General features: G+C 69.1%; 22 protein-coding genes and 1 pseudogene. 10 read left to right on the plus strand and 13 right to left on the minus strand.

The features are described from left to right. The 8 genes and pseudogenes from H8R17_RS16250 to H8R17_RS46750 all read left to right on the plus strand — a co-directional run. On the plus strand, window positions 1–453 hold a 453-nt coding region (locus tag H8R17_RS16250), incomplete at its 5' end, for an FHA domain-containing protein (protein ID WP_187823910.1). Window positions 454–463: 10 nt separating this feature from the next. Continuing rightward, window positions 464–976: an FHA domain-containing protein gene (locus H8R17_RS16255; RefSeq protein WP_187823911.1), complete on the plus strand. Its 513-nt coding sequence runs from the start codon at window positions 464–466 to the stop codon at window positions 974–976. Window positions 977–1,068: 92 nt separating this feature from the next. After that, window positions 1,069–2,655, plus strand: a complete 1,587-nt coding sequence (locus tag H8R17_RS16260) for a Stp1/IreP family PP2C-type Ser/Thr phosphatase (RefSeq protein WP_316959419.1) — start codon at window positions 1,069–1,071, stop codon at window positions 2,653–2,655. 27 nt (window positions 2,656–2,682) lie between these two features. Continuing rightward, the gene (locus tag H8R17_RS16265) at window positions 2,683–4,122 is read left to right on the plus strand and encodes an FtsW/RodA/SpoVE family cell cycle protein (RefSeq protein ID WP_187823912.1); all 1,440 of its coding nucleotides are present in this window, start codon (window positions 2,683–2,685) and stop codon (window positions 4,120–4,122) included. Beyond that, entirely contained in the window at window positions 4,119–5,591 is a 1,473-nt protein-coding gene (locus H8R17_RS16270) for a penicillin-binding protein 2 (protein ID WP_187823913.1), read from the plus strand. The genes H8R17_RS16265 and H8R17_RS16270 overlap by 4 nt, the downstream gene beginning before the upstream one ends. A gap of 415 nt (window positions 5,592–6,006) precedes the next feature. Continuing rightward, a complete protein-coding gene (iscB, locus tag H8R17_RS16275; RefSeq protein WP_262505287.1) occupies window positions 6,007–7,404 on the plus strand; it encodes an RNA-guided endonuclease IscB in 1,398 nt (465 codons plus the stop codon). A gap of 95 nt (window positions 7,405–7,499) precedes the next feature. Next, entirely contained in the window at window positions 7,500–9,518 is a 2,019-nt protein-coding gene (gene pknB / locus H8R17_RS16280; RefSeq protein WP_187823914.1) for a Stk1 family PASTA domain-containing Ser/Thr kinase, read from the plus strand. A 563-nt stretch (window positions 9,519–10,081) separates the two neighbouring features. Further along, window positions 10,082–10,234: pseudogene (locus H8R17_RS46750) on the plus strand (restriction endonuclease); the annotation flags it as partial. A gap of 27 nt (window positions 10,235–10,261) precedes the next feature. Here the strand turns inward: H8R17_RS46750 and H8R17_RS16290 are convergent. From H8R17_RS16290 to H8R17_RS16315, 6 genes are all read right to left on the minus strand, one after another. Then, window positions 10,262–11,014, minus strand: a complete 753-nt coding sequence (locus tag H8R17_RS16290; protein WP_187823915.1) for a class E sortase — start codon at window positions 11,012–11,014, stop codon at window positions 10,262–10,264. Between the two features lie 13 nt (window positions 11,015–11,027). Beyond that, window positions 11,028–12,209, minus strand: coding sequence for a class E sortase (locus H8R17_RS16295; RefSeq protein ID WP_316959420.1), 1,182 nt, complete (start codon window positions 12,207–12,209; stop codon window positions 11,028–11,030). Then, complete coding sequence (locus H8R17_RS16300; protein WP_187823916.1) at window positions 12,206–12,844, minus strand: aminodeoxychorismate/anthranilate synthase component II; 639 nt, start codon at window positions 12,842–12,844, stop codon at window positions 12,206–12,208. Before H8R17_RS16300 ends, H8R17_RS16295 begins: the two co-directional genes overlap by 4 nt. Next, window positions 12,841–13,038, minus strand: coding sequence for a hypothetical protein (locus H8R17_RS16305; protein WP_187824001.1), 198 nt, complete (start codon window positions 13,036–13,038; stop codon window positions 12,841–12,843). Before H8R17_RS16305 ends, H8R17_RS16300 begins: the two co-directional genes overlap by 4 nt. Window positions 13,039–13,054: 16 nt before the next feature. Next, window positions 13,055–13,735 (minus strand): class E sortase, encoded by a 681-nt coding sequence (locus H8R17_RS16310; protein ID WP_187823917.1) that lies wholly within the window; start codon window positions 13,733–13,735, stop codon window positions 13,055–13,057. A 76-nt stretch (window positions 13,736–13,811) separates the two neighbouring features. Then, a complete protein-coding gene (locus H8R17_RS16315; RefSeq protein ID WP_187823918.1) occupies window positions 13,812–14,591 on the minus strand; it encodes a DUF881 domain-containing protein in 780 nt (259 codons plus the stop codon). 141 nt (window positions 14,592–14,732) lie between these two features. On the opposite strand from H8R17_RS16315, the gene crgA reads away from it, so the two are divergent. Continuing rightward, on the plus strand, window positions 14,733–14,987 hold the full coding sequence (gene crgA / locus H8R17_RS16320) for a cell division protein CrgA (protein ID WP_187823919.1): 255 nt from the start codon (window positions 14,733–14,735) through the stop codon (window positions 14,985–14,987). Window positions 14,988–15,265: 278 nt separating this feature from the next. Here crgA and H8R17_RS16325 read toward each other — a convergent pair whose 3' ends face one another. Next, window positions 15,266–16,156, minus strand: a complete 891-nt coding sequence (locus H8R17_RS16325) for a rhomboid family intramembrane serine protease (protein WP_187823920.1) — start codon at window positions 16,154–16,156, stop codon at window positions 15,266–15,268. A 114-nt stretch (window positions 16,157–16,270) separates the two neighbouring features. Beyond that, on the minus strand, window positions 16,271–16,804 hold the full coding sequence (locus H8R17_RS16330) for a peptidylprolyl isomerase (protein ID WP_187823921.1): 534 nt from the start codon (window positions 16,802–16,804) through the stop codon (window positions 16,271–16,273). A gap of 326 nt (window positions 16,805–17,130) precedes the next feature. Here H8R17_RS16330 and H8R17_RS16335 point away from each other — a divergent pair, with 326 nt between their 5' ends. Next, window positions 17,131–17,844: a DUF5324 family protein gene (locus H8R17_RS16335; RefSeq protein WP_187823922.1), complete on the plus strand. Its 714-nt coding sequence runs from the start codon at window positions 17,131–17,133 to the stop codon at window positions 17,842–17,844. A 760-nt stretch (window positions 17,845–18,604) separates the two neighbouring features. Here H8R17_RS16335 and H8R17_RS16340 read toward each other — a convergent pair. From H8R17_RS16340 to H8R17_RS16360, 5 genes are read right to left on the minus strand one after another with little or no spacing between them, the layout of a single operon-like run. Continuing rightward, on the minus strand, window positions 18,605–19,669 hold the full coding sequence (locus H8R17_RS16340; RefSeq protein ID WP_187823923.1) for an NAD(P)/FAD-dependent oxidoreductase: 1,065 nt from the start codon (window positions 19,667–19,669) through the stop codon (window positions 18,605–18,607). A gap of 10 nt (window positions 19,670–19,679) precedes the next feature. Next, on the minus strand, window positions 19,680–20,198 hold the full coding sequence (locus H8R17_RS16345; protein WP_187823924.1) for an isoprenylcysteine carboxyl methyltransferase family protein: 519 nt from the start codon (window positions 20,196–20,198) through the stop codon (window positions 19,680–19,682). Further along, window positions 20,195–21,283, minus strand: coding sequence for a type III polyketide synthase (locus H8R17_RS16350; protein ID WP_187823925.1), 1,089 nt, complete (start codon window positions 21,281–21,283; stop codon window positions 20,195–20,197). Before H8R17_RS16350 ends, H8R17_RS16345 begins: the two co-directional genes overlap by 4 nt. After that, the gene (locus tag H8R17_RS16355; protein ID WP_187823926.1) at window positions 21,280–22,461 is read right to left on the minus strand and encodes an NAD(P)/FAD-dependent oxidoreductase; all 1,182 of its coding nucleotides are present in this window, start codon (window positions 22,459–22,461) and stop codon (window positions 21,280–21,282) included. Before H8R17_RS16355 ends, H8R17_RS16350 begins: the two co-directional genes overlap by 4 nt. Beyond that, window positions 22,461–23,252 (minus strand): UbiA family prenyltransferase, encoded by a 792-nt coding sequence (locus H8R17_RS16360; RefSeq protein WP_316959421.1) that lies wholly within the window; start codon window positions 23,250–23,252, stop codon window positions 22,461–22,463. The genes H8R17_RS16355 and H8R17_RS16360 overlap by 1 nt, the downstream gene beginning before the upstream one ends. Window positions 23,253–23,277 lie beyond the last annotated feature (25 nt).

The following is a 23,277-nucleotide window of genomic DNA, read 5'->3' on the forward strand; positions in this document are numbered from 1 at the left end:
CCCGGCGCCCCGGCCGCAGGCGGCGGCTACGGCTATCCGCCGCCCGCCGCTCCCGCCGGCGCCCCGCCCTTGCCGTCCGCGCCGCCGCCCGGCGGTGGACGCCCCGGCGGTTACGGCTACCCGCAGCCCGCGAGCGGCCAGCGGCCCCCCGCCGCGCCCGCGCCCGGCGGACGCGTCCGCCACTGGATCGAGATCAACGGCACCCGCCATCAGATCTCCCGCCAGACGCTGGTGCTGGGCCGCAGCACCGAAGCCGACGTGCGGATCGACGACCCCGGCGTCTCCCGCCGGCACTGCGAGATCCGGACCGGAACGCCCTCGACGATCCAGGATCTCGGATCCACCAACGGCATCGTGGTGGACGGGCAGCACACCACCCGCGCTACGCTCCGCGACGGCTCGCGGATCGTCGTGGGCAGCACCACCGTTATCTATAGGCAAGCCGAAGGGTGAAGCGGGGGCAATGTCAGAGCTGACCCTCACGGTCATGCGGCTGGGTTTCCTGGCCGTCCTGTGGCTGTTCGTGATCGTGGCCGTGCAGGTCATCCGCAGCGACCTGTTCGGGACCCGCGTCACCCAGCGCGGATCGCGCCGGGAAGCCGGCCGGCAGCAGCAGGCCGGCCGGCAGGCGTCGGCGCCTCCGCAGCAGCGCCAGCAGTCGGGCGGCCGCCAGCGCCGCAACGCCCCCTCCAAGCTGGTCGTGACCGAGGGCACCCTCACCGGGACCACGGTCACGCTCCAGGGCCAGACCATCACGCTCGGGCGGGCGCACGACTCGACGATCGTGCTGGACGACGACTACGCCTCCAGCCGGCATGCCAGGATCTACCCGGACCGCGACGGCCAGTGGATCGTCGAGGACCTGGGTTCCACCAACGGCACCTACCTGGACCGGACCCGGCTGACGACCCCCACACCGATTCCGCTGGGCGCGCCGATCCGCATCGGCAAGACCGTCATCGAGCTGCGGAAGTAGTGCTACATCATGAGTGAGCGCGAGCGGAGCGAGCACGCTGCGGCGGTCCCCTCCCCGGGCCCCGGCGTGCTCCCGACCGGAGGGTGGGCAGTGTGGCTCGACACGACCGGCTGTACCCGGAGCCGACGGGCGAGGTGCGCATGAGTCTGTCACTGCGCTTCGCCGCCGGATCGCACAAGGGGATGATCCGGGAGGGCAACGAGGACTCCGGTTACGCCGGTCCGCGCCTGCTCGCCATCGCCGACGGCATGGGCGGCCAGGCGGCCGGCGAGGTGGCCTCCTCCGAGGTGATCTCCACCATCGTCTCGCTCGACGACGACGTGCCCGGCTCCGACATCCTCACCTCGCTCGGCACGGCCGTGCAGCGGGCCAACGACCAGCTGCGCGCGATGGTCGAGGAGGACCCCCAACTGGAGGGCATGGGGACGACGCTGACCGCGCTGCTGTGGACGGGCCAGCGGCTCGGCCTGGTGCACGTCGGCGACTCCCGCGCCTATCTCCTGCGCGACGGTGTCCTGACCCAGATCACCCAGGACCACACCTGGGTGCAGCGGCTCGTCGACGAGGGCCGGATCACCGAGGAGGAGGCGGGCACCCACCCGCAGCGCTCCCTGCTGATGCGCGCCCTCGGCAGCGGCGACCACGTCGAACCCGACCTGTCCATCCGCGAGGTGCGGGCCGGCGACCGCTATCTGATCTGCTCCGACGGGCTGTCCGGGGTCGTCTCCCACCAGACGCTGGAGGACACCCTCGCCAGCTACCAGGGCCCCCAGGAGACCGTCCAGAACCTCATCGAGCTGGCGCTGCGCGGCGGCGGCCCGGACAACATCACCGTCATCGTCGCCGACGTCCTCGACCTCGACACCGGCGACACCCTCGCCGGTCACCTGACCGACACCCCGGTGGTGGTCGGCGCCGTCGCCGAGACCCAGCACACGCTGCACGACAACGGCATCATGCAGACCCCGGCCGGCCGCGCCGCGGGCCTCGGCCGCCAGGGTCACGGACCGGGCGGTGGGGGCGAGTTCGGCCCGCCCGGCAGCGGCGACACCACCGGCTACATCCCGGCGGACGGCTTCGGCTACGGCGACGACGACTTCATCAAACCCCACAAAAGCCGCAAGTGGCTCAAAAGATCCGTCTACAGCGCGCTCGCCCTCGCCCTCATCGGCGGCGGCCTGTACGGAGGCTGGCGCTGGACGCAGACCCAGTACTACGTCGGCACCAAGGGCGAACACATCGCGCTGTACCGGGGGATCAGCCAGGACCTGGCCTGGCTGACGCTGTCCGAGGTGGAGAAGGACCACCCCGAGATCGAACTCAAGTACCTCCCGCCGTACCAGCAGAAGCTGGTGAAGGCGACCATCGCCGAGGGCGACCTGAACAACGCCCGGGCGAAGATCGAGGAACTGTCGGTGCAGGCCTCCGCGTGCATGAAGGAGTCGCAGCGGCGCGCCGCGCAGAGCAGCAACGCCAAGACGGGCGAGGGCGAGGCCGGAGGCACCACGGGAACCACCCGCACCTCCATCACGTCCAAGGCAACACCGAATCCCTCGGTGAGCCAGTCCCCGGGCTCGCCGAATCCGCCGAAGACCACCCCGACCGCACCCACGCCCACCCCCGGCCCCACCCTGTCGGAGGAAGAGCAGAAGGTCGTCTCGCTGTGCGGTAAGCAGTAGGCAAGCCGTGAGAGGCCCTGTCACAAGATGAGCAGTACTACCAACACGTCGACGCACCACACGTCCACGATCGGCGCGATCGGAGCACCGAGCCGGCGCAACACCGAGCTCGCGCTGCTGGTGTTCGCCGTCGCCATCCCGGTGTTCGCCTACGCCAACGTGGGGCTGGCGATCAACGACCAGGTGCCCTCCGGCCTGCTCGGCTACGGGCTGGGCCTCGGGCTGCTGGCCGGAGTCGGCCATCTCGTCGTACGGAAGTTCGCGCCGTACGCGGACCCGCTGATGCTGCCGCTGGCGACCCTGCTCAACGGCCTCGGCCTGGTGGTGATCTGGCGGCTCGACCAGTCGAAGCGACTGCAGGCGAGCAGCACCTTCGTCGAGGCGGCCCCCCGCCAGCTGATGTACTCCGCGCTAGGGCTCGCCCTGTTCGCGGTGGTGATGATCTTCCTCAAGGACCACCGTGTCCTGCAGCGCTACACCTACATCTCCATGGCCGGGGCCCTGTTCCTGCTGGTGCTGCCGCTGGTGCCGGGTCTCGGTGCGGACATCTACGGCGCCAAGATCTGGATCAGCATCCCCGGCCTCGGCACGGTCCAGCCCGGCGAGTTCGCGAAGATCATCCTCGCCGTCTTCTTCGCCGGGTACCTGATGGTGAAGCGGGACGCCCTCGCCCTCGCCAGCCGCCGCTTCATGGGCCTGTACCTGCCGCGCGGCCGCGACCTGGGACCCATCCTCGTCGTCTGGGCGATGTCGATCCTGATCCTCGTCTTCGAGACCGACCTGGGTACGTCGCTGCTGTTCTTCGGCATGTTCGTCGTCATGCTGTACGTCGCCACCGAACGCACCAGCTGGATCGTCTTCGGCCTGCTGATGTCCGCGGCCGGCGCCGTCGGCGTGGCCTCCTTCGAGCCGCACGTCCAGCAGCGCGTCCAGGCCTGGCTCAACCCCATGCGCGAGTACACGCTGAGCAGGCAGGGCGTCTACGGCCACACCGAGCAGTCCATGCAGGCCCTGTGGGCCTTCGGCTCCGGCGGCACCCTCGGCACCGGGCTCGGCCAGGGCCACTCCGACCTCATCGGCTTCGCCGCCAACTCCGACTTCATCCTCGCCACCTTCGGCGAGGAGCTGGGGCTGGCGGGCGTCATGGCGATCCTGCTGATCTACGGCCTGATCGTGGAGCGCGGCGTGCGCACGGCACTCGCGGCCCGGGACCCGTTCGGCAAACTGCTGGCCGTCGGCCTGTCCGGAGCCTTCGCCCTCCAGGTCTTCGTCGTGGCCGGCGGTGTCATGGGCCTCATCCCGCTGACCGGTATGACCCTGCCGTTCGTCGCGTACGGCGGTTCCTCCGTCATCGCCAACTGGGCCCTCATCGGCATCCTGCTCCGCATCAGCGACACCGCCCGGCGCCCGGCGCCCTCCCCCGCCCCCAACCCCGACGCCGAGATGACCCAGGTGGTCCGCCCGTGAACAAGCCCCTGCGCCGGATCGCGATCTTCTGTGGCCTGCTCGTCCTGGCACTGCTCGTCCGCGACAACTGGCTCCAGTACGTGCAGGCCGACGAACTGAGGACCGACACCAACAACCGCCGCGTCGCCATCGAGCGCTACGCCTCGCCGCGCGGCGACATCATCGTCGGTGGCGACCCGATCACCGGCCACGCGGAGACGACCTCGGGCGACTTCAAGTACAAGCGCACGTACAAGGACGGCGCGATGTGGGCGCCCGTCACCGGCTTCGTCTCGCAGGCCTACGGCGCCAACCAGCTGGAGTCCATCGAGGACGGCATCCTCACCGGCAACGACGACCGGCTGTTCTTCCGCAACACCCTCGACATGCTCACGGGCAAGCCGAGGGAGGGCGGCAACGTCGTCACCACCCTCAACGCCGCCGCGCAGAAGGCCGCGTACGACGGCCTGAAGGCCCAGGGAGCCAAGGGTGCCGTCGCCGCGATCGAGCCGTCCACCGGCAAGATCCTTTCGCTGGCCTCCTACCCCTCGTACGACCCCTCCACGATCGCCGGCAGCGGCACCTCCGACGAAGAGGCCTGGAAGAAGCTGCAGAAGAAGTCCAACCCCGACGACCCCATGCTGAACCGGGCGCTGCGCGAGGTCTACCCGCCCGGCTCCACGTTCAAGGTGGTCACCGCGGCGGCCGCCCTGGAGAACGGTCTGTACAACTCGGCCGACGAGAAGACGAACTCGCCGCTGCCGTGGACCATGCCGGGCACCAGGACCGAGCTGAAGAACGAGGGCAACATCCCCTGCAAGAACGCCACGCTGCGAGTCGCCCTGCAGTACTCCTGCAACACCGTCTTCGGCAAGGTCGGCGCCGACCTCGGCAACGACAAGATGCTGGAGGAGGCCAAGAAGTTCGGCTTCACCTCCGAGCAGTTCACGCCGGTCCGCACCAGCGCGTCCGTCTTCTCCAGCAACATGGCCCCCTCCGAGGTCGCGCTGTCCTCCATCGGCCAGTTCAACACCGCCACGACCCCGCTGCAGATGGCCATGGTCGCCTCGGCCGTCGCCAACGACGGCAAGCTGATGAAGCCGTACATGGTCGACGAACTCCAGGCACCCAACCTCGACACCCTCGAGAAGACCGACCCGGAAGAGCTCAGCCAGCCGCTGTCCTCGAAGAACGCCCAGATCCTGCAGTCGATGATGGAGACGGTCGTCGAGAAGGGCACGGGCACGAACGCGCAGATTCCCGGCGTCACCGTGGGCGGCAAGACCGGTACCGCCCAGCACGGTGAGAACAACAGCAAGAACCCGTACGCCTGGTTCATCTCCTACGCCAAGCAGAAGGACGGCAGCTCGCCGGTGGCCGTGGCGGTCGTGATCCAGGACGACAAGGCCGTCCGGGACGACATCTCCGGCGGCGGCCTCGCGGCGCCGATCGCGAAGAAGGTGATGGAGGCGGTCATCAACAGCAAGTAGTGACCCCGCTCACGTCTGCTTCACATCGATGCACGTTGCGATACCGGTCCTGTATCGGGTGACCAATGTGGCAAGGTCACATCGGGCGAGCCAGGTACGGTATGCGCGACAGCAGCAATACAAGAGGGCTGGTAGGTAGCTGTCAGTCGCTCCCCGGCCGGTTGCCGACCGGGGCTTGCCCACCCCGTGTGGTCAAGCCCATGACTGACCAGCCTGAGTCATCAGCGAACGGAGGTGTTTGGTGACTACGTTTCATGCAGGTGAGCAGACCCACCCTGCCGTGCTTCCTCAGCGGCAGGCTCTGGAACCCACGGCAGCAGACAACCCCGGGAGCAGGGGCGAAACGGGCTGTGGGCGCACTGCCTTCTCGGGTAGTGCAGCCGGCATGGAACATGGGCGAGGGGAGACCGTACGCATGTCACCTCCCAGCGTACGGCGACACCCTGACATCGCCGCGGATGCGGCGGTGGAGGGAGTTCAAGCAGCCCGTAAGGGCGGCATCGGAGGCGCGGACCAGGCAGCAACAGGGGCGCAGATGGTTGCGGTACTCGATCGTCATGGCCACCCGCTGATGCCCTGCCACCCGGCTCGTGCCCGCGCATTGCTAGCCAAGGGGCGAGCCGTGGTCGTTAAGTCCACGCCGTTCGCCATCCGCTTGAAGGACCGCGTTCTGGAAGACTCCGAAGTAGTCGGAGTCGCCGTACGCATCGACCCAGGGCCAAAGGGCACGGGCATCGCCGTGACCACCGATAACACGCATGCCGATCCGGTTTCCGGGGAAGTCACAACAGACCGTCACGGCTTGTATGCGATGGAACTCCGCCACCGGGGCGAACAGATCCGCAACAGCATGCGGCGACGGGCAAACCATCGTCGCAGACGACGTACCGAGAATCTCCGGTACCGCGCTCCTCGGTTCGACAACCGATCACGACCGGCCGTTTTCCCTGTCACCGAACTCCACGTCGAGCGGGTGTCCTTCGGCACGCATGCTCTCAGCCTTGGCCGTGAAGACTTGGAAAGCTGGGAGTACCAGCAGGGCACCTTCGTCGGATACGAAGTCCGCGAGTACCTGTTGGAAAAGTGGGGTCGAACCTGCGCTTACTGTGGAATCAAGAACGTTCCGCTCCATGTCGAACACATTCATCCTCGTGCTCGTGGCGGGTCCAGCCGGATCAGTAACCTGACCCTCGCTTGTAAGGCCTGCAATCAGGTCAAAGCAGCCCGGCCGGTCAAGGAGTTCCTGGCAGACCGGCCCGCACGGCTCGCACACCTTCTCAGCCATGCGAAGGCGCCTCTGGCCGATGCCGCAGCCATGAACGCAACCCGCTGGCAGCTTTGGCAAAGGCTCAAGTCCCTGGGGATTCCAATCCATGCCTGGTCAGGGGGGCGTACCAAGTACAACCGCATCATGCAGGGAATCGCGAAGTCGCACACCCTTGACGCGCTCGCAGTCGGAGAGATCGCCGATGCAGGCCGTATCGTGCGGTATCCGGAAGACATGCTCGTGACCTTGGCCTGTGGACGCGGCTCCCATGCCCGCACCCGCACGGACAAACACGGCTTTCCACGGTTGTACTTGCCCCGGCAGAAAAAGCATCACGGCTTCGCTACTGGTGACCTGGTACAGGCCCGCATTCCGCGCGGCAAGTATCAAGGTAAGTACACAGGGCGTGTCACTGTTCGCGCTACCGGCATCCATCGCGTCCCCGTTCCAGGTGGATACGCCGACACCAGTCACAGCAACCTGCGCCTTCTTCAGCGAGGCGACGGATACGCCTACACCACCAGGAAGGAGGAGGCGCGGCCCTAGGAGCACCGTTCCCAAAGCTGCGGCGCTTCGCGCCGGAGTGCGAGGATCGGCTCCGCCGCCAGCCAGAAGGCTGCGGCAGTCGCGCAAGAATTCTGATGGAAGAGCCACGTCGCCTCGGCGGCCGGTACGAGCTGGGCCAGGTGCTCGGCCGTGGTGGCATGGCGGAGGTATACCTCGCGCATGACACCCGCCTCGGCCGCACCGTGGCGGTGAAGACGCTGCGAGCGGACCTCGCGCGCGACCCGTCCTTCCAGGCCCGGTTCCGCCGGGAGGCCCAGTCGGCCGCCTCGCTCAACCATCCCGCGATCGTCGCGGTCTACGACACGGGCGAGGATTACATCGACGGGGTCTCGATCCCCTACATCGTCATGGAGTACGTCGACGGCTCCACCCTCCGTGAGCTGCTGCACTCCGGCCGCAAACTGCTGCCGGAGCGCGCGATGGAGATGACCGTCGGCATCCTCCAGGGCCTGGAGTACGCCCACAGAAACGGCATCGTCCACCGCGACATCAAGCCCGCCAACGTCATGCTGACCCGCAACGGCCAGGTCAAGGTGATGGACTTCGGCATCGCCCGCGCCATGGGCGACGCCGGCATGACCATGACCCAGACCGCGGCCGTCATCGGCACCGCGCAGTACCTCTCGCCCGAGCAGGCCAAGGGCGAGCAGGTCGACGCCCGGTCCGACCTGTACTCGACGGGCTGCCTGCTCTACGAGCTGCTGACCGTCCGCCCGCCCTTCGTCGGCGACTCCCCGGTGGCCGTGGCCTACCAGCACGTCCGGGAGGAGCCGCAGTCGCCGAGCGTCTTCGACCCCGAGATCACGCCCGAGATGGACGCGATCGTGCTGAAGGCGCTGGTCAAGGACCCCGACTACCGCTACCAGTCGGCCGACGAGATGCGCGCCGACATCGAGGCCTGCCTCGACGGCCAGCCGGTCGCCGCCACCGCAGCGATGAGCTCGGTCGGCTACGGCGGCTACCCCGACGACAAGCCGACGACGGCCCTGCGCGCCACACCGGACGCCGGCGCCACGTCGATGATGCCGCCGATGAACCCCGACGACGGCGGCTTCGGCTACGACGACGGTTCCGGCCGGCGCCGGCAGCAGCGCAAGTCGAACACCTCGACGATCCTGCTCGTGGTGGCCGGCGTCCTGGTGCTCGTCGGTGCGATCCTCATCGGCCGGTGGGCGTTCAGCGGCGGCGGTGTGGGCAACGACACGGTGGCCGCCCCGAACTTCGTGGGCCAGACGGAGAGCGCGGCCAGAACCCTGGCCAACAACGCCGACCTGAAGGTCGCCGTCACCAAGAAACCCTGCGAGGAGCAGGCCACGGGCAAGGTCTGCTCGCAGAACCCGACGCAGGGCACGACGGTCAAGAAGCAGTCGACCGTCAACCTGGTGGTGTCCACCGGGGCGCCGAAGGTCACGGTGCCCGACGTCACGGGTCTGACCTTCGAGAAGGCCAGGGACCAGCTGGCGGGCAAGGGCTTCAAGGTCGAGCAGAAGACCGAGGTGTCCGACCGCACGCCGGGTGTCGTGACCGCCCAGGACCCCGAGGGCGACACCGAGCAGGACAAGGGCAGCACGATCACCCTCACCGTCGCCAAGGAGGCGGAGAAATCGACCGTGCCCGACGTCACCGGCAGGACCTGTGACGAGGCCAGGGCCCAGATGACGGCCAACCAGCTCGTCGGCAACTGCGTCGAGGTGGACACCAACGACGACAACCTCGTCGGCAAGGTCATCGGCACCGACCCGGCGGCCAACACCGAGGTCGCCAAGAACTCGGCGGTGACGATCCAGATCGGCAAGAAGGCCCAGAAGGAGCAGGTCCAGGTTCCGAACGTCAACAACCAGCCCCTCGACGCCGCCAGGAAGCTGATCGAGGACGCCGGTCTCCAGGTGGGGAACATCAGCGGCTCCCAGGACGGCAACGCCCTCGTGTTCGGCTCGAACCCGGGCCAGGGCAGCACAGTCGACCGGGGCACGCGGGTCGACCTGTTCACCGTGGGCCAGTCCAACGGCGGGGGCGACAGCGGCGGGGGCAACAACGGAGGAAACGGCAACGGCGGAATCTTCGGCGGCGTAACCGGCCCCGAGGGCGGCTGACGCCCACCTCTGCCGAACGGTGATGGCCCGGTTCCCCTGTGGGGGAGCCGGGCCATCGCGTCATTCATACCGTTCAAGTCATTGGTGTCTTCATATGTCATGACTCGTTGATCGGAAGGGGTGGGGTATAGGAGCTCTGCCCTGGCCCTACGGCCACACCACGAACGGAAGGGCAGAACGTGATCAACGAATCGGCGCTGCTGGAGTCGAAGTCCCTGCGCAGCGGTGTGCTGGACCGTACGGACGTACTCGACAGAGTGAAGGCACTGTCCGCTGCTGCCGGACGGGATGCACGTGACCACGGCGATGGTGGCGGCGTACTTCGGGGTCACCGTCGAGGCCATCCGTCAGCTCAAGTCGCGGCACCTCGAAGAGCTGAAGACGAACGGAATGGTGACACTTCAGGGCCGTGACCTCGCAGAATGCAAGCGTGACATCCTGTCACGCTATCCCGGAAGTTATCCACAGCCTCGTTCGAGCCTCACTCTCTACTCTCGTCGAGCCGTCCTCAACATCGCCATGCTGCTCCGGGACAGCGAAGTGGCACGGCCGACGGGCGACGCGTCGTCGTCCAGTGCAAGAGGTACGCCCCCTACCTCAATATCACCAGCTCGGACGTCCAGAAGTTCGTCGGGTCGGCGAAGGTTCTCCACACCGCGGAAGTGGCCCTCTTCGTAGCCAAGGATGGTTGCGGCTTCGGGCCTCCGTCATGCTAGGTGACAGACCCCCTTGCAGGGGGTCTGTCACCGCAGTTCCTTCGGCGGCGTCCGCTCGCTGTTCACCTTCTCCACCCGCTCCAGCTCCCCCCACACGATGTACCGGTACCGGCTCGTGTAGACCGGCGTGCAGGTCGTCAGGGTGATGTAGCGGCCCGCCTTCTTCTTGCCCGACTCCTTCGGGATCTGGGAGAGGACCTTGACGTTGTACTTCGAGGTCTCGGGAAGGATCGCGTAGGTCTTGTATATGTACCACTTGTCCTTCGTCTCGAAGACGATCGGGTCGCCCTTCCTGAGCTTGTCGATGTTGTGGAACTTCGCGCCGTGCCCGTCCCGGTGCGCGGCCAGCGAGAAGTTGCCCTCCTTGCCGGACATGGGCAGGGTCGCCTTGACGGGATGGGTGTAGTAGCCGGCCACGCCGTCGTTGAGGACCTTCATCGACGTGCCCTTCTCGACCAGGATCTCGCCCTTGGTCATCGCTGGGACGTGCAGGAAGCCGATGCCGGTCCCGGTGTCCAGCGCACCGGGGCCACCGGGACGGCCCGCCTCGTGGGTCCAGTTGTCGCGGATCTTGTCGGCCTGCTGGTCCGCCGCGCGGTCGGCGACGACGTTCGTCCACCACAGCGAGTAGGCGACGAACAGGCCCAGTACCAGGCCCGCCGTGATGAGGAGTTCGCCGAAGACGCTGACCGCCAGGGCGATCCGGCCGCCCCGGCGCCGCGGCGCGCGTGCGGGCACGTCGGGGTGCTCTGCGTGATCGGTGTCGGTGGTCGCTGCCACTGGTCATCTGCCCTTAACTGATGAGCGCATCCGGCTTGCCCTTGCTGCGCGGCCGTTCCTCGACCATCTTGCCCCAGACGATCAACCGGTACTTGCTGGTGAACTCCGGCGTGCACGTCGTGAGCGTGATGTAGCGGCCGGGTCCGGTGAAGCCCGACCCCGGGGGCACGGGATCGAGAACACTCGTGTTGCTCGGTGACGTCACCGGCAGCATCGACGCCATCTTGTAGACGAAGTACTTTTCCTGCGTCTCGACGACGATCGGATCCCCCGGCTTGAGCCGGTTGATGTACCGGAACGGCTCGCCGTGCGTGTTGCGATGACCGGCAAGCCCGAAGTTGCCGGTCTTGGCGTCCGGCATCGCCGTCTTCAGGGCCCCCTCGCCGTAGTGGCCGACCATGCCCCGGTCGAGCACCCCCTTGTTGCTGATGCCCTCCGCGATCGGCACCACCACGTCCAGCTTCGGGATGTGCAGGATCGCGAAGCCCTGACCGGGCGCGAAAACCCCCGGGCTGCGCTTGCCGTTCGCCCAGTCGTCCTGGAGGCTGCTCGCCTCCTTGCCGGCCTGCGCATGCGCCCGGACGTTCGTCCACCACAGCTGGTAGGTGACGAACAGCAGCATCAGCACACCGGTGGTGATGAACACCTCACCGACCACCCGGCTCGCGACGACCCCCGGGCTCGGCTTGCGCGCCCGGGCCAGCCGGCGCGCCTCCACGCGCGAGAGCGGCCTGCCGGGCTCCTGCGGGCTCTCGGCGGCCTCCGCGCCCATCGCGGCCTGCGCGGCCTGCTGGGCGCCCCAATGCCGCCCTCGCCGCCGTTTGGCGGCCTTCCTGCGGGCCGCACGCCCACCGGGGGCGGGGCCACGCCCGGTTCTTCGCCCCGTCGGCGCCGCGGCGGATATCGAGTCGGCACCGGGGACGGGCGGCGGATCCGGTATCCGCAGTGCCACCGTCTCGTCGTCCACCGGGGGCTCGTACAGCTCCGCGCCATACGACTCACCCCCGCTCAGTTCCGCCCCGGACGCCCCGGTCCCGCTCAGCTCCGCTCCGTACACCCCGGCCCCGTACGGCTCCTCCGGCACCGCCCCATACCCCCCGGCGTCCGACGACCAGTCCTCGAACACGCCCGGCGCCCCATACGGCTGCTGCCCGTACGAGGTGCCGGACTCGCGCTCGGGGCGCAGGGCGGTCACGCCGTGGCCCTGCCCACCACCGGGGCGAGCCCCGCCGACCTCGCCACCGCACCCTGGTCGCCGCACTCCACCAGCCAGTTGGCCAGCATTCGGTGCCCATGCTCGGTCAGCACCGACTCCGGATGGAACTGCACGCCCTCGACAGGCAGTTCGCGGTGGCGCAGGCCCATGATGATGCCGTCGTGCGTACGGGCCGTGACCTCCAGCTCGGACGGCACGGTCGGCGCTATCGCGGCCAGCGAGTGATAGCGGGTCGCCGTGAAGGGCGACGGCAGGCCCGCGAAGACGCCCGTGCCCTCGTGCTCGACCAGCGACGTCTTGCCGTGCAGCAGCTCCGGCGCCCGGTCCACGACACCCCCGTACGCCACCTGCATCGACTGCATCCCCAGACAGACCCCGAACACGGGCACGCCCGTGGCCGCGCAGCGGCGCACCATGTCGATGCAGACGCCGGCCTCTTCCGGCTTCCCCGGCCCCGGCGACAGCAGTACACCGTCGAAGCCGTCCTGTGCGTGCGCCGTCGACACCTCGTCGTTGCGCAGCACCTCACACTCGGCGCCCAGCTGGTACAGGTACTGGACCAGGTTGAAGACGAAACTGTCGTAGTTGTCGACAACGAGAATGCGCGCACTCACTGGTTGTCCACCGTCACATCGTTGAAGGGAAGCAGCGGCTCGGCCCACGGGAACACGTACTGGAAAAGGACATAGACCACAGCCACGACCAGCGCGAGTGAGATCAACGCCTTCACCCACATGCTTCCCGGCAGATGCCGCCAGAACCAGCCGTACATGCCGTCCCTTCCGTTGCACCACGGCACCAGACTCACGCCGTACGCCACCAGACTAACGGCGCAGCGCCCGAGGTTTCCCGGCCTCCACAGGCTCGGTCGAATCCAGGTGCGCCCACACGATCAGCCGGTGACTGTGCCCCCACTCCGGTTCGCAGGTCGTCAGGGTCAGATAGCGGCCCGGACGCGTGTACCCAGACATACGGGGCACAGGGTCGATCACCTCGATGTCCGTCGGCAGAGTTTTGTACGGGCCTTTGTCGATCCGATACGTGAACCATGTCGTCCCGTCCGTCAGCACCACCGCGTCACCGGGCCGCAGCTTCGGGAAGTCCTTGAAGGGATCCCCGTAGGTGCGCCGGTGCCCGGCCACGGAGAAGTTGCCCTTCTGGCCGAGCTGGGCGGTATGCACATAGTGCCCGAGCCCCTTCTTCAGGGTGCCGGTGGCGGTGCCTTCGAGCACGGGCTTGTTCCACGTGAAACCGAGCCGCGGGATGTACATGATCGCGAAAGGCCTGCCGTTCTCATACGGCGCCGGCTTCCCCGGCCCGGCGGCCGCCGCGTCCCCCGGCGCGACCGCACCCTTCGACCACCGGTCCTCCAGAACGTCGATCTGGTGACCCATGGCGTCATCGGCCCGCACCCCCGTCCAGAACAGCACATAGACCACGAACAGCACGATCACGGTGCCGACGGTGATACACAGCTCGCTGACGGTCCGGACGATCATGCGCACGGCACAGGTCCCCCCGGCGGCTACTCGTGCTGCTCGTGCTAGTGCCCCGGCAGGCAACGTTCGCCCCGTCGCGGCACTAGTCGATGGGCTTCGCGTAGTGCAGATCCACTGTGCCCGAGTAGCCGGGAAGAGTCACCGGCCCGTCGTCGGTCACTTTCCAGCCGAGGCCGTACACATTGACGTACACCATGTAGTTCCGGATCGCCGGAGACGCCGTCATCGCCTTCTTCAGCTTCTCCGGATCACCGACCGCCGTGATCTTGTACGGCGGCGAGTAGACCCGGCCCTGGAGAATCAGGGTGTTCCCGACGCACCGCACCGCGCTGGTCGAGATCAGCCGCTGGTCCATGACCTTGATGCCCTGCGCCCCGCCCTGCCACAGCGCGTTCACCACGGCCTGCAGGTCCTGCTGGTGGATCACCAGGTAGTCGGGCTGCGGCTCGGGATAGCCGGGCAGCTTGGCCCTGGCGTCCGGCGGAGCGTCGTTCAGCGTGACCGTCAGCCCCTCACCCCGGAGCTTCTGCGTACCCGCACGCTTCTCCAGCGCAGCGAGCTTGTCGTCCTCCGCCTTCGTGCTGCCGTTGTCCCGCTCGGCCAGCGCCTCGATCTCCGCACGCAGCGCCCCGTTGGACTCATCCCGCTCACCGTTCTCACGACTGCGCTCATGGATGAGGTCGGACAGCTTGAGCAAGGAGGAGTCTGTGCGGATATTGGTGCCCTTGGCCGTGTTGAAACTGGTGAAGAAAATGAGCCCGGCGAGAGCGAAGACACCGGCCGTGAGCACCCGCACGGGCCTCACACGGCGCCGGGGGGCAGGGCTGGCATCCGTCCCGGGTGAGTCGGCAGAATTGCTCAACGTACCCTTATCTCCTTCGGCGCCACGGAAGCACTACGCTAACGGACGCCCGGGGGAGCGCTCACAGTCCCTTGTACGCCGCCCCGAGCCCGAACCCAGTTCCCTGCGCGGCCACACAGCGCATCGACAGGAGAGACCCTCGTGCCGAAGTCACGTATCCGCAAGAAGGCCGACTACTCACCGCCGCCGGCGAAGCAGGCGACGAACCTGAAGCTCACCAGCCGCGCCTGGGTCGCGCCCGTCATGCTGGCCTTGTTCCTCATCGGCCTGGCCTGGATCGTCGTCTTCTACGTCACCGACGGCACGCTGCCCATCGACCAGCTGGACAACTGGAACATCGTGGTGGGCTTCGGCTTCATCGCGGCCGGATTCGCCGTCTCGACGCAGTGGAAGTAACGGCCGCTTCCCGGTGAACGCAGCTCTGCCCAGGACTATCCGCTGAGTTATCCACAGCCTCAGAAATATCCACACCCGGCCTGGGGAAAAAGAAAGACGATCTGTGGATAACCGGCAACGCGTTGACGCCGGTACGACTGTCACATCTCCACCCCGGCACAGCGCCGCCCCCTGCCTGACCTGCGGAAACCCAGGTCGGCGACAGGGGGCACAGCTGTTCCCGCACGGTATGCACAAGATCCGCGACCGACTGTGGACAACGCGTCCTGTGGCCGTGTTCAGGCGAGCTGGGCGGTCCTCAGCAGGGTGATGAGCACCACTGCGACCAGGAGCAGCGCGCAGGTGCCGAACTGGATCAGCGCCCGCCGTTCCCGCGGCGCGTGCACCATGGCGTAGCCGATCACGAGGCCGGCGACGAGGCCGCCGATGTGGGCCTGCCAGGCGATGTTGCTCCAGCCGAAGGTCAGGATCAGGTTGATCACGAGCAGGGCGATGACCGGCCGCATGTCCTGGTTGAGCCGGCGCATCAGGACGGCGGTGGCGCCGAAGAGGCCGAAGATGGCGCCCGAGGCGCCGAGGGAGGCCGTGGAGCCGGAGGCCAGCAGATAGGTCAGCGCACTGCCCGCCAGGCCGGAGGTGAAGTAGAGCGCGAGGTAGCGGGTTCGGCCGAGGGCGGCTTCGAGGGGGCCGCCGAGCCACCAGAGGGCGAGCATGTTGAAGGCGATGTGCCAGATGGCCTCGTGCGTGAACATCGAGGTGATCAGGCGGTACCACTCGCCCTCGGCGACGCCTTGGGTCGGTCCCCAGGGTGCCGGGGGCCAGGCGCCGACGAGCGCCAGGTGGTTCACGAGTGAGGGCGAGGCCTGTACGGCGATGAACACCGCGACGTTGATCCCGACGAGGATCTTGGTGAGCAGGCGGGGGTCGGCGGCGATGGTGCCGCCGGCGATGGTGCGGGGTGTGGAGGCGCCCGGTGCGTGGCCGGTGCCGGAGCCGTCGCGGACGCAGTTCGGGCACTGGAAGCCGACGGAGGCGCTGATCATGCATTCTGGGCAGATCGGGCGCTCGCAGCGGGTGCAGCGGATGCCGGTCTCGCGGTCGGGGTGGCGGTAGCAGGAGGGCAGGCTGCTGTGGGCGTCCTGCGGGCTGCCGCCTGCTGCCTGGTCCATGAGGTTCCCCTGATTCGTCATGGCGCACCGTGTCGTGTATGCAATGCGCCGCCCCGCCCAATCCTTACGGATGAGCGGGGCGTTTAGTTCCCTCTTGGCGACCGGGTTTCCGGTTCAGCCTTCGCGGGTCTCGACAACGACCGACTCGATGACGACGTCGTTGAGGGGGCGGTCGGTGCGAGGGTTGGTCTGGGTGCTGGCGATGGCGTCGATGACCTTCTGGCTGGCCGCGTCGGTGACCTCGCCGAAGATGGTGTGCTTGCGGTTCAGCCAGGCCGTAGGCGCGACGGTGATGAAGAACTGCGAGCCGTTGGTGCCCGGGCCGGCGTTGGCCATTGCCAGCAGGTAGGGCTTGTCGAAGCGCAGGTCCGGGTGGAACTCGTCTTCGAACTGGTAGCCGGGACCGCCGGTGCCGTTGCCCAGCGGGTCACCGCCCTGGATCATGAATCCGCTGATCACCCGGTGGAAGACCGTGCCGTCGTAGAGCTTGTCCGTGGACTTCTGACCAGTGGCCGGGTGGGTCCACTCCCGCTCGCCCTGGGCGAGCTCGACGAAGTTCTTGACCGTGATCGGCGCGTGGTTCGGGAAGAGCCGGACCTCGATGTCGCCTTGGTTGGTCTTCAGGGTGGCGTAGAGCTGCTCAGCCACGATCTGCCTTCCGTTGTCTTTCTTTGCCAACCCGATCCTCGCACGTACGGCCGCTCACGTCGCCCGTCTCCTCTTCACCGGTCCGCAACCGGGCGGATCGCTGGCAGAAATCGTTCGGCTGCTTCCGCGACGGGGGCGCGGCGCGGGGATCCGTGGCATTGTCGACGGCGAGGTCCTGTTGTCCCCTATTCGCCCTCTCTTGCACTCGATCAACTCGATCAGCACCCGTATGCCCGCCCTTCACATGCCCCGCAGGCGCTGGGCAGGCATGATCCGTAAAAGGGTGGAAAGTCGAAATACCGTACGCCACCGAGGAGGAGGAACCCGTGACCCGCATCGACAGCGTGCGCGCCGCGACCGGTTCGGCGAAGGACAGCGTGCTGCACGCCGCGGAAGTGGTGGCGCCCTACGCCGACACAGCCAAGGAAAGGGCCGCGCACTACACACACGAGGCGCGCGTACGGCTGGCGCCCAAGGTGACGCAGGCCGCCGAACAGGCCCGCGTCCAGGCCCGTGCCCAGTACGGCACTCATGTCGCGCCGCGTCTGGAGCAGGCGCGCACACATGTGCCGCCGAAGGTGGATCTGGCTACGCACGAGGCTGCCGCCCGTACGCGCCGGGCCGCCCGGCAGGCGGCTGACTATTCCCGGCCGAGGATCGAGCAGGCGGTGGCCGTGGCCGGGCCCGTCAAGGATGAGGCCGCCGCGCGCAGTGCGGCCGCGGTGGCGGCGCTGCGCGGTCAGGTGACCGCAAAGGAGATCCAGAAGCTGGTTCGCAGGCACGAGCGGCGTGCGAGGGCCGGCCGGGCGGTCAAGGTGCTGGCGGTGGCCGGCACGCTCGCCGGTGGTGCCTTCGCCGCGTGGAAGTGGTGGGACAAGCAGGCGAACCCGGACTGGCTGGTGGAGCCGCCCGCGGCGACGGAGGTTCCCGAGTCGGGCCGGCTGGCGTCGGTGGACGGCAGCGGGCAGTCCGTGCTCGACCCGGAGGTCGAGGCGAAGCAGGCCGACGAGGAGGCCGCCAACCGCGACGAGCGCCCCTGACGTCCTGCGCATCGGACGGCGCGGCGGGGTGGGAGACCTGAACGCTCACGGGTCTCCCGCCCTGCTTTTGTGCGCTCTGGGCGGGTGGCCTGTGGCCATCCCCGGGGGGCGTTTCACGTGAAACGCGGCCGACCGCTCGCCGGGGTGATGCCCGGGGCCGTGCGAAACCGTTCGTGCCGAACTCCCCGTCTGACGAACCGCGCCGGATCAAGGTTCAGCGCCAGGGTGCTCTCCTGATGGTGGGACCGGTCGAGGTCGAGCTGGAGGTGATGAAGATTTATCGGTCAGCCCTACTCTTCGTCCTTACTTGGTCTGGTATCGAACGATGTGGGGAAGGCCAAGGCCACCGGTGGAGGCCGGGCATCCACCGGAGCTGACGAAGGCCCGCCCTCAGCAGCGTTGGATGAACTTCACTGGGAGCACAGGATGTCTCTGCCGAACAACCGGTTCCCCGCCCACTGTTGGAAGTCACCGCCCCGGCGCCCGGAATAGGCAGGATCGGAACGCTACCGCTCTGCCTGCATCGGAGCAGGCTCCGCCTTCTCCTGGGTTGCGCGGTGGGGTCTGCTGATCATCCAGCGGGGCGCGTGGTCCGGGCAGGGTGACCGCGGTGACGTTCAGGCGGGCTAGGGGCCACGAGCATTGGCTATGGCCACGAGCGTTGATCGTCCTCGCGAGGATTCAGTCTCCGCAGCCGTACGGCCCGGGACTTACCCACAGGTGACGCCCTCGCAAGATCACCGCCGTCGTCGACCGACTGCTACGTGTTCCAACGCGGCCGTCCCGCATGATCGCGCTTCCCAGCCGGGCGCGCCAGCACGTCGACGACGGCGGAGAAAAGCCACGGCAACCTCTGTGCCATGGGCACCAGCGCTGCGCGGGCCGGGGGAACCCTGGTCGAGCAGAGCAGCGCGTGGGTCAACCAGCGGTAGCGCCGGGTGAGCCGCCGCCACTCCCGCTCGTAGGCCGCGAGATCCCCGCTGGTCACTGCCCGCACAGCCGCCGGCGCCTGCGCGAGCGCCAGCGCTACGCCCTCGCCGGTCAGCGCGTCCACATAGCCGGCCGCGTCGCCGACGAGCAGCACCCGGCCGGCGGTACGCGCGCTCGCGTCCTGGCGGAGCGGGCCCGCCCCGCGCACCGGTCCGGTCGGCTCGGCCCCGGCCAGCCGCTCCCTCAGCTCGGGGAAAGCGGCAAGGTGGTCGTCGTACGATCCGCGGGCGGCGGTGAGCAGGACGACGCCCACGAGATCGTCGGACACGGGGGTCACGTAGGCCTCCGCGTCGCGGGCCCAGTGCACCTCGACGTGGTCGCCCCAAGGGGCGAGGGCGTAATGGCGCCGCAGCCCATGCCGCCGAAGGTGGCCCGGACGCCGCCGATCGAGGCCCAGGGCACGGCGGATCGGCGAGTGCAGACCGTCGGCCGCGACGAGGTGCCGGGCACGAACACCGTCGGCCAACACGCCGTCCTCCCCCTGCTCGATGCGGCGCGCGGTGCGCTGCTCGATCCGCACCCCCGAGGCGAGCACCACCTCACGCAGCGCCGCGTGCAGCGTCGTTCGGCGTACCCCGCGCCCCGGCCCCGCGCGGAAATCGGAGTCGACCCGGCGCGGCCCTGCGACGTACCGGATGCCTCTCAGGGCTTGCCCCGGCGGGTGCACACCGAGCGCCGCCAGGGCGGCGACGGCGCCCGGCATCAGTCCCTCGCCGCAGGCCTTGTCGACGGTGCCGGCGCGCTGTTCCCAGACGGTGACGTCGAGCCCCGCCCTGGCAGCGTGCAGTGCCGTGGCCAGGCCTGCGGGTCCTCCGCCGACGACGAGCAGGTCCACGCGCGCCTCCTCAGGCCAGCCGCGTCAAGGCGGCGTCCTCGGTGCGGATGCGGGTGGCGAGCAGGAACCCGTTCAGGGCGGTGAAGGCCAGGGCTGTGCCCCAGGCAGAGTGCACCAGCGGGAGCGCGAGCCCCTCGATCACAACAGCGACGTAGTTCGGGTGGGGGATCCATCGGTAGGGGCCGCTGATGACACGTGGGGCTCCGGGCACGACGATCACGCGGGTGTTCCACCGTCGGCCCAAGGTGGCGATGCACCACCAGCGCAACCCCTGCGAGGCCGCGACGAGGATGAGCATGGCCCACGCGAGGCCCGCTACGGCGTCCGGCCGTCGCGTCCACACCTCTGTGAGCGCGCCCACGAGCAGCCCCGTGTGCAGCATCACCATGAGGGGGTAGTGGCCCCGCCCGGACTCCACGCCGCCCCGCGTCAGGCTCCAGGCGGCGTTGCGCCGGGACAGGGCCAACTCGGCGACCCGCTCCAGGCCGATGGCCACAACCAAGGCGGTGAACAGGAACTCGCTGTTCACCGCCCACCTCGCGGAGCGCGCAGGAGCACGAGCTCGGAGCAGAAGCCCGGGCCCATGGCGAGCAGGAGCCCGTAGGAGCCGGGCGTCGGCGGACGGTCGGCGAGCGTGTCCGCCATGACGTGCAGCACCGAGGAGGAGGACAGGTTGCCGATGCGGCGCAGCGAATCCCAGGTGACGCTCAAGGCGTGCCGCTCGACCCCGAGGGCGTCCTGCAGCGCCTCCAGGACCTTCGGGCCGCCGGGGTGGGCGACGTACCAGCCGATGTCGTCGCCGGTCAATCCGTGTTCGGCGAGGAAGCTGCGGACGTCCTCGCCGGCGTACCGGCGCACCAGGTCGGGGACTGAGGCGTCGAGCACGATCTTGAAGCCGCCGGAGCCGACGTCCCAGCCCATCATGCGTTCCGAGTCGGGGTAGAGACGGCTGCGGGAGGCGAGCACCTCGGGACGAGTGGGCTCGTCGGACTGCGCGAGGGGGTGCTCGCATCCGACGGCCACCACCGCCGCGGCACCGTCCCCGAAGAGACCGCTGGCCACGAGGTTGGCGACCGAGGTGTCATCGCGCTGGAGCGTGAGAGAGCACAGCTCCACCGACATCAGCACCGCGACACCGTCCGGTCGACCGCGCAGCAGGTCATGCAGGCGGGCGATGCCGGCCGCTCCGGCGACACAGCCGAGGCCGACGAGGGGCAGGCGCACCACATCGGGGCGGAGCCCGATCTCCGCGGCTACGCGGGCCTCGATCGAGGGGACGGCCAGGCCGGTCACCGTGCAGGAGACGATGTAGTCGACGTCGGCCGGGGTGAGCCCGACAACCTTGAGCGCGTCGACGACCGCGCGACCGCCGAGCTCGACGCCCGCCCGGATGAACACGTCGTTCGACTGGCCGAAGTCCCCGAGCCGGGCGTACTCCGCCAGCGGCAGCACGGTGTGCCGGGTCGCGACACACACATTGCGGTGGAAGCGCTCGACGACGCCGCGGTTGACCCTGCCCTCGGTCAGGGCGGTGGTGAAGGACCTGGTGATCTCTTCCTGCCGGTAGCGGTGCTCAGGCAGGGCGCCGCGGACACTGAGGACACGCATGGTCATGGTGGCTCCGGGAGTCGGCTGGTGTGGCGGAACGACGCGACCAGCGCCCGGCCCAGGCCGAGCGCCATGGCGGGGGTGAGCCGGCCTCGGGCCAGGCCGAGCTCCACGAGGTCGTCGAAGACGCGCTGGTCGGCGGCCGACGCGCGCAGCCCGGCCTCCAGGACGCGTGTGCTGCGCGCGAGCCGGGCGGCGAAAGCAGTGTGCCGCAGGTGGGGCAGCAGAATGTGGCGGGTGGCGTGGGCGTACTGATCCCCCGCCGCCTCGGGCCGTCCGACACGCCGGGCCGCGACTGCCGCGCGACCGGCCTCGATGCCGGAGGCGACGGCGTAGTAAATGCCCTCGCCGGTCAGCGGGTTCACCAGGCCGGCGGCGTCGCCCGCGAGCAACAGGCGGCCGGTGGGCGGGCGCCAGCGTGCCGTCGAAAGCGGCAGGTGGTGGCCGACCCAGTGCTCCCCGCCCTCGGTCGCGCCGGGCAGGAGAGCCTCGATGCGCTCGAGCAACCGGGCCCGGCTCGGCGCGGGACGGTTCTCATGAACGATTTCGCCGTACCCGACGTTCGCGCGGCCGTCACCGAGATCGAAGGACCATGCGTACGACGGCTGGTGACGGCCGGCGAACTCGATGACCTGCGCGCCGCGCCGCCCGGCTGCGATCGGGGCGTAGCCGCGCACCGCCAGGGCCACCGGCCCGCCGGGCAGGCCGAGCGCGCGTCGGACGACCGAGTGGGCGCCGTCGGCGCCGACGACGACCGCGGCGGAGATCTCGCCGTCCAGGACCACCGCGTCGCCGTACTGCCGCAGGTCACGGACCCGGTGCCGGAGAAGCCGGGCGCCTGCGGCGACCGCCGCGTCGACCATGCGGGTGTCGAGGACGCGGCGCGGTACCACCCAGGCCGGGCGGGCCATCCGCCGCTCGGCTACCAGACCACCGCGGCCGAGACGGAGCCGGTCTACCGGCGCCCGGTCGTCGACCAGACCTGTCACGCCCACCTCGCTCAGCAGATCGAGGACATGCGGAGCCACCCCGTCGCCGCAGGCCTTGTCCCGGGGGAAGTCCGACCGGTCCAGGAGGGCGACGCGCAGGCCCGGCTCGGCCCGCAGCGCGCCGAGGGCCGTGGCGGCGCCGGCCGGTCCGGCGCCGACCACGGCGAGGTCCCAGTGGGTGGGTGTCGGCACCATCAGCCGACCGCCACGAGCAGTACGACGTCGAGGAGGGCGATGAACACCGCGGCCCGGAAGGGGAAACGACCTCGAGCGAACAGCGTGAACGCCGCAAGGACGACCACGAGTGCGAGGACTGCCCACGCCCACGCCGGGGGCACACCTGCGGGGCCGAACACAGCGAGCAGCGAGGCCACGGACAGCAGCACGGCGGCCAGGATGCGTGAGAGGCGCTCGCCGATCCGGTGCGGAAGGCCGCGGACACCGGTGCGTTCGTCGTCTGCGAGGTCGGGCAGCGTGTTGAGCAGGTGCGCTCCGACACCGAGCGTGGCGCCCGCACCGGTCATCCAGAACGGCGCCCAGTGCGGGGTGGGCTCGGCGAGGGCGACGACCGAGGGCAGCGTCCCGGAGGCGCAGGCGTACGGCGCCCACGACCACCGGGTCGACTTGAGCCCCAGGTTGTAGAGGTGCCCCGCGCCGGTGATGAGGAAGGAGCTGAGGGCACTACGCCAGCCGGCGAGCACGGACAGAACCAGGCAGGCGAGGGCGGCCCAGGCCAGGGCTCGCACCACCAGCCCGACCGCGAGAGTGCCGGTGACCAGCGGTTTGTCGGTGCGGCCGACGGCGAGGTCGCGACGACGGTCGAGCAGGTCGTTGCCCCAGCCGATCGTGAGCTGGCCGGTGAACAACGCCGCGGTGACGGCGACGGCGTGGAGCGGATGCAGGTCGCCGCGGAGCGCCAGCAGCCCCCCGACAGCGGTGACCGCCAGAGCCGGCCCGCCATGGGCGGCGGCGAACAGTGCGAGCACGGGTGACGGTCCCGGCCGCGCCGGA

The organism is Streptomyces sp. TRM68367, from assembly GCF_014495685.1.
GTDB lineage: Bacteria > Actinomycetota > Actinomycetes > Streptomycetales > Streptomycetaceae > Streptomyces.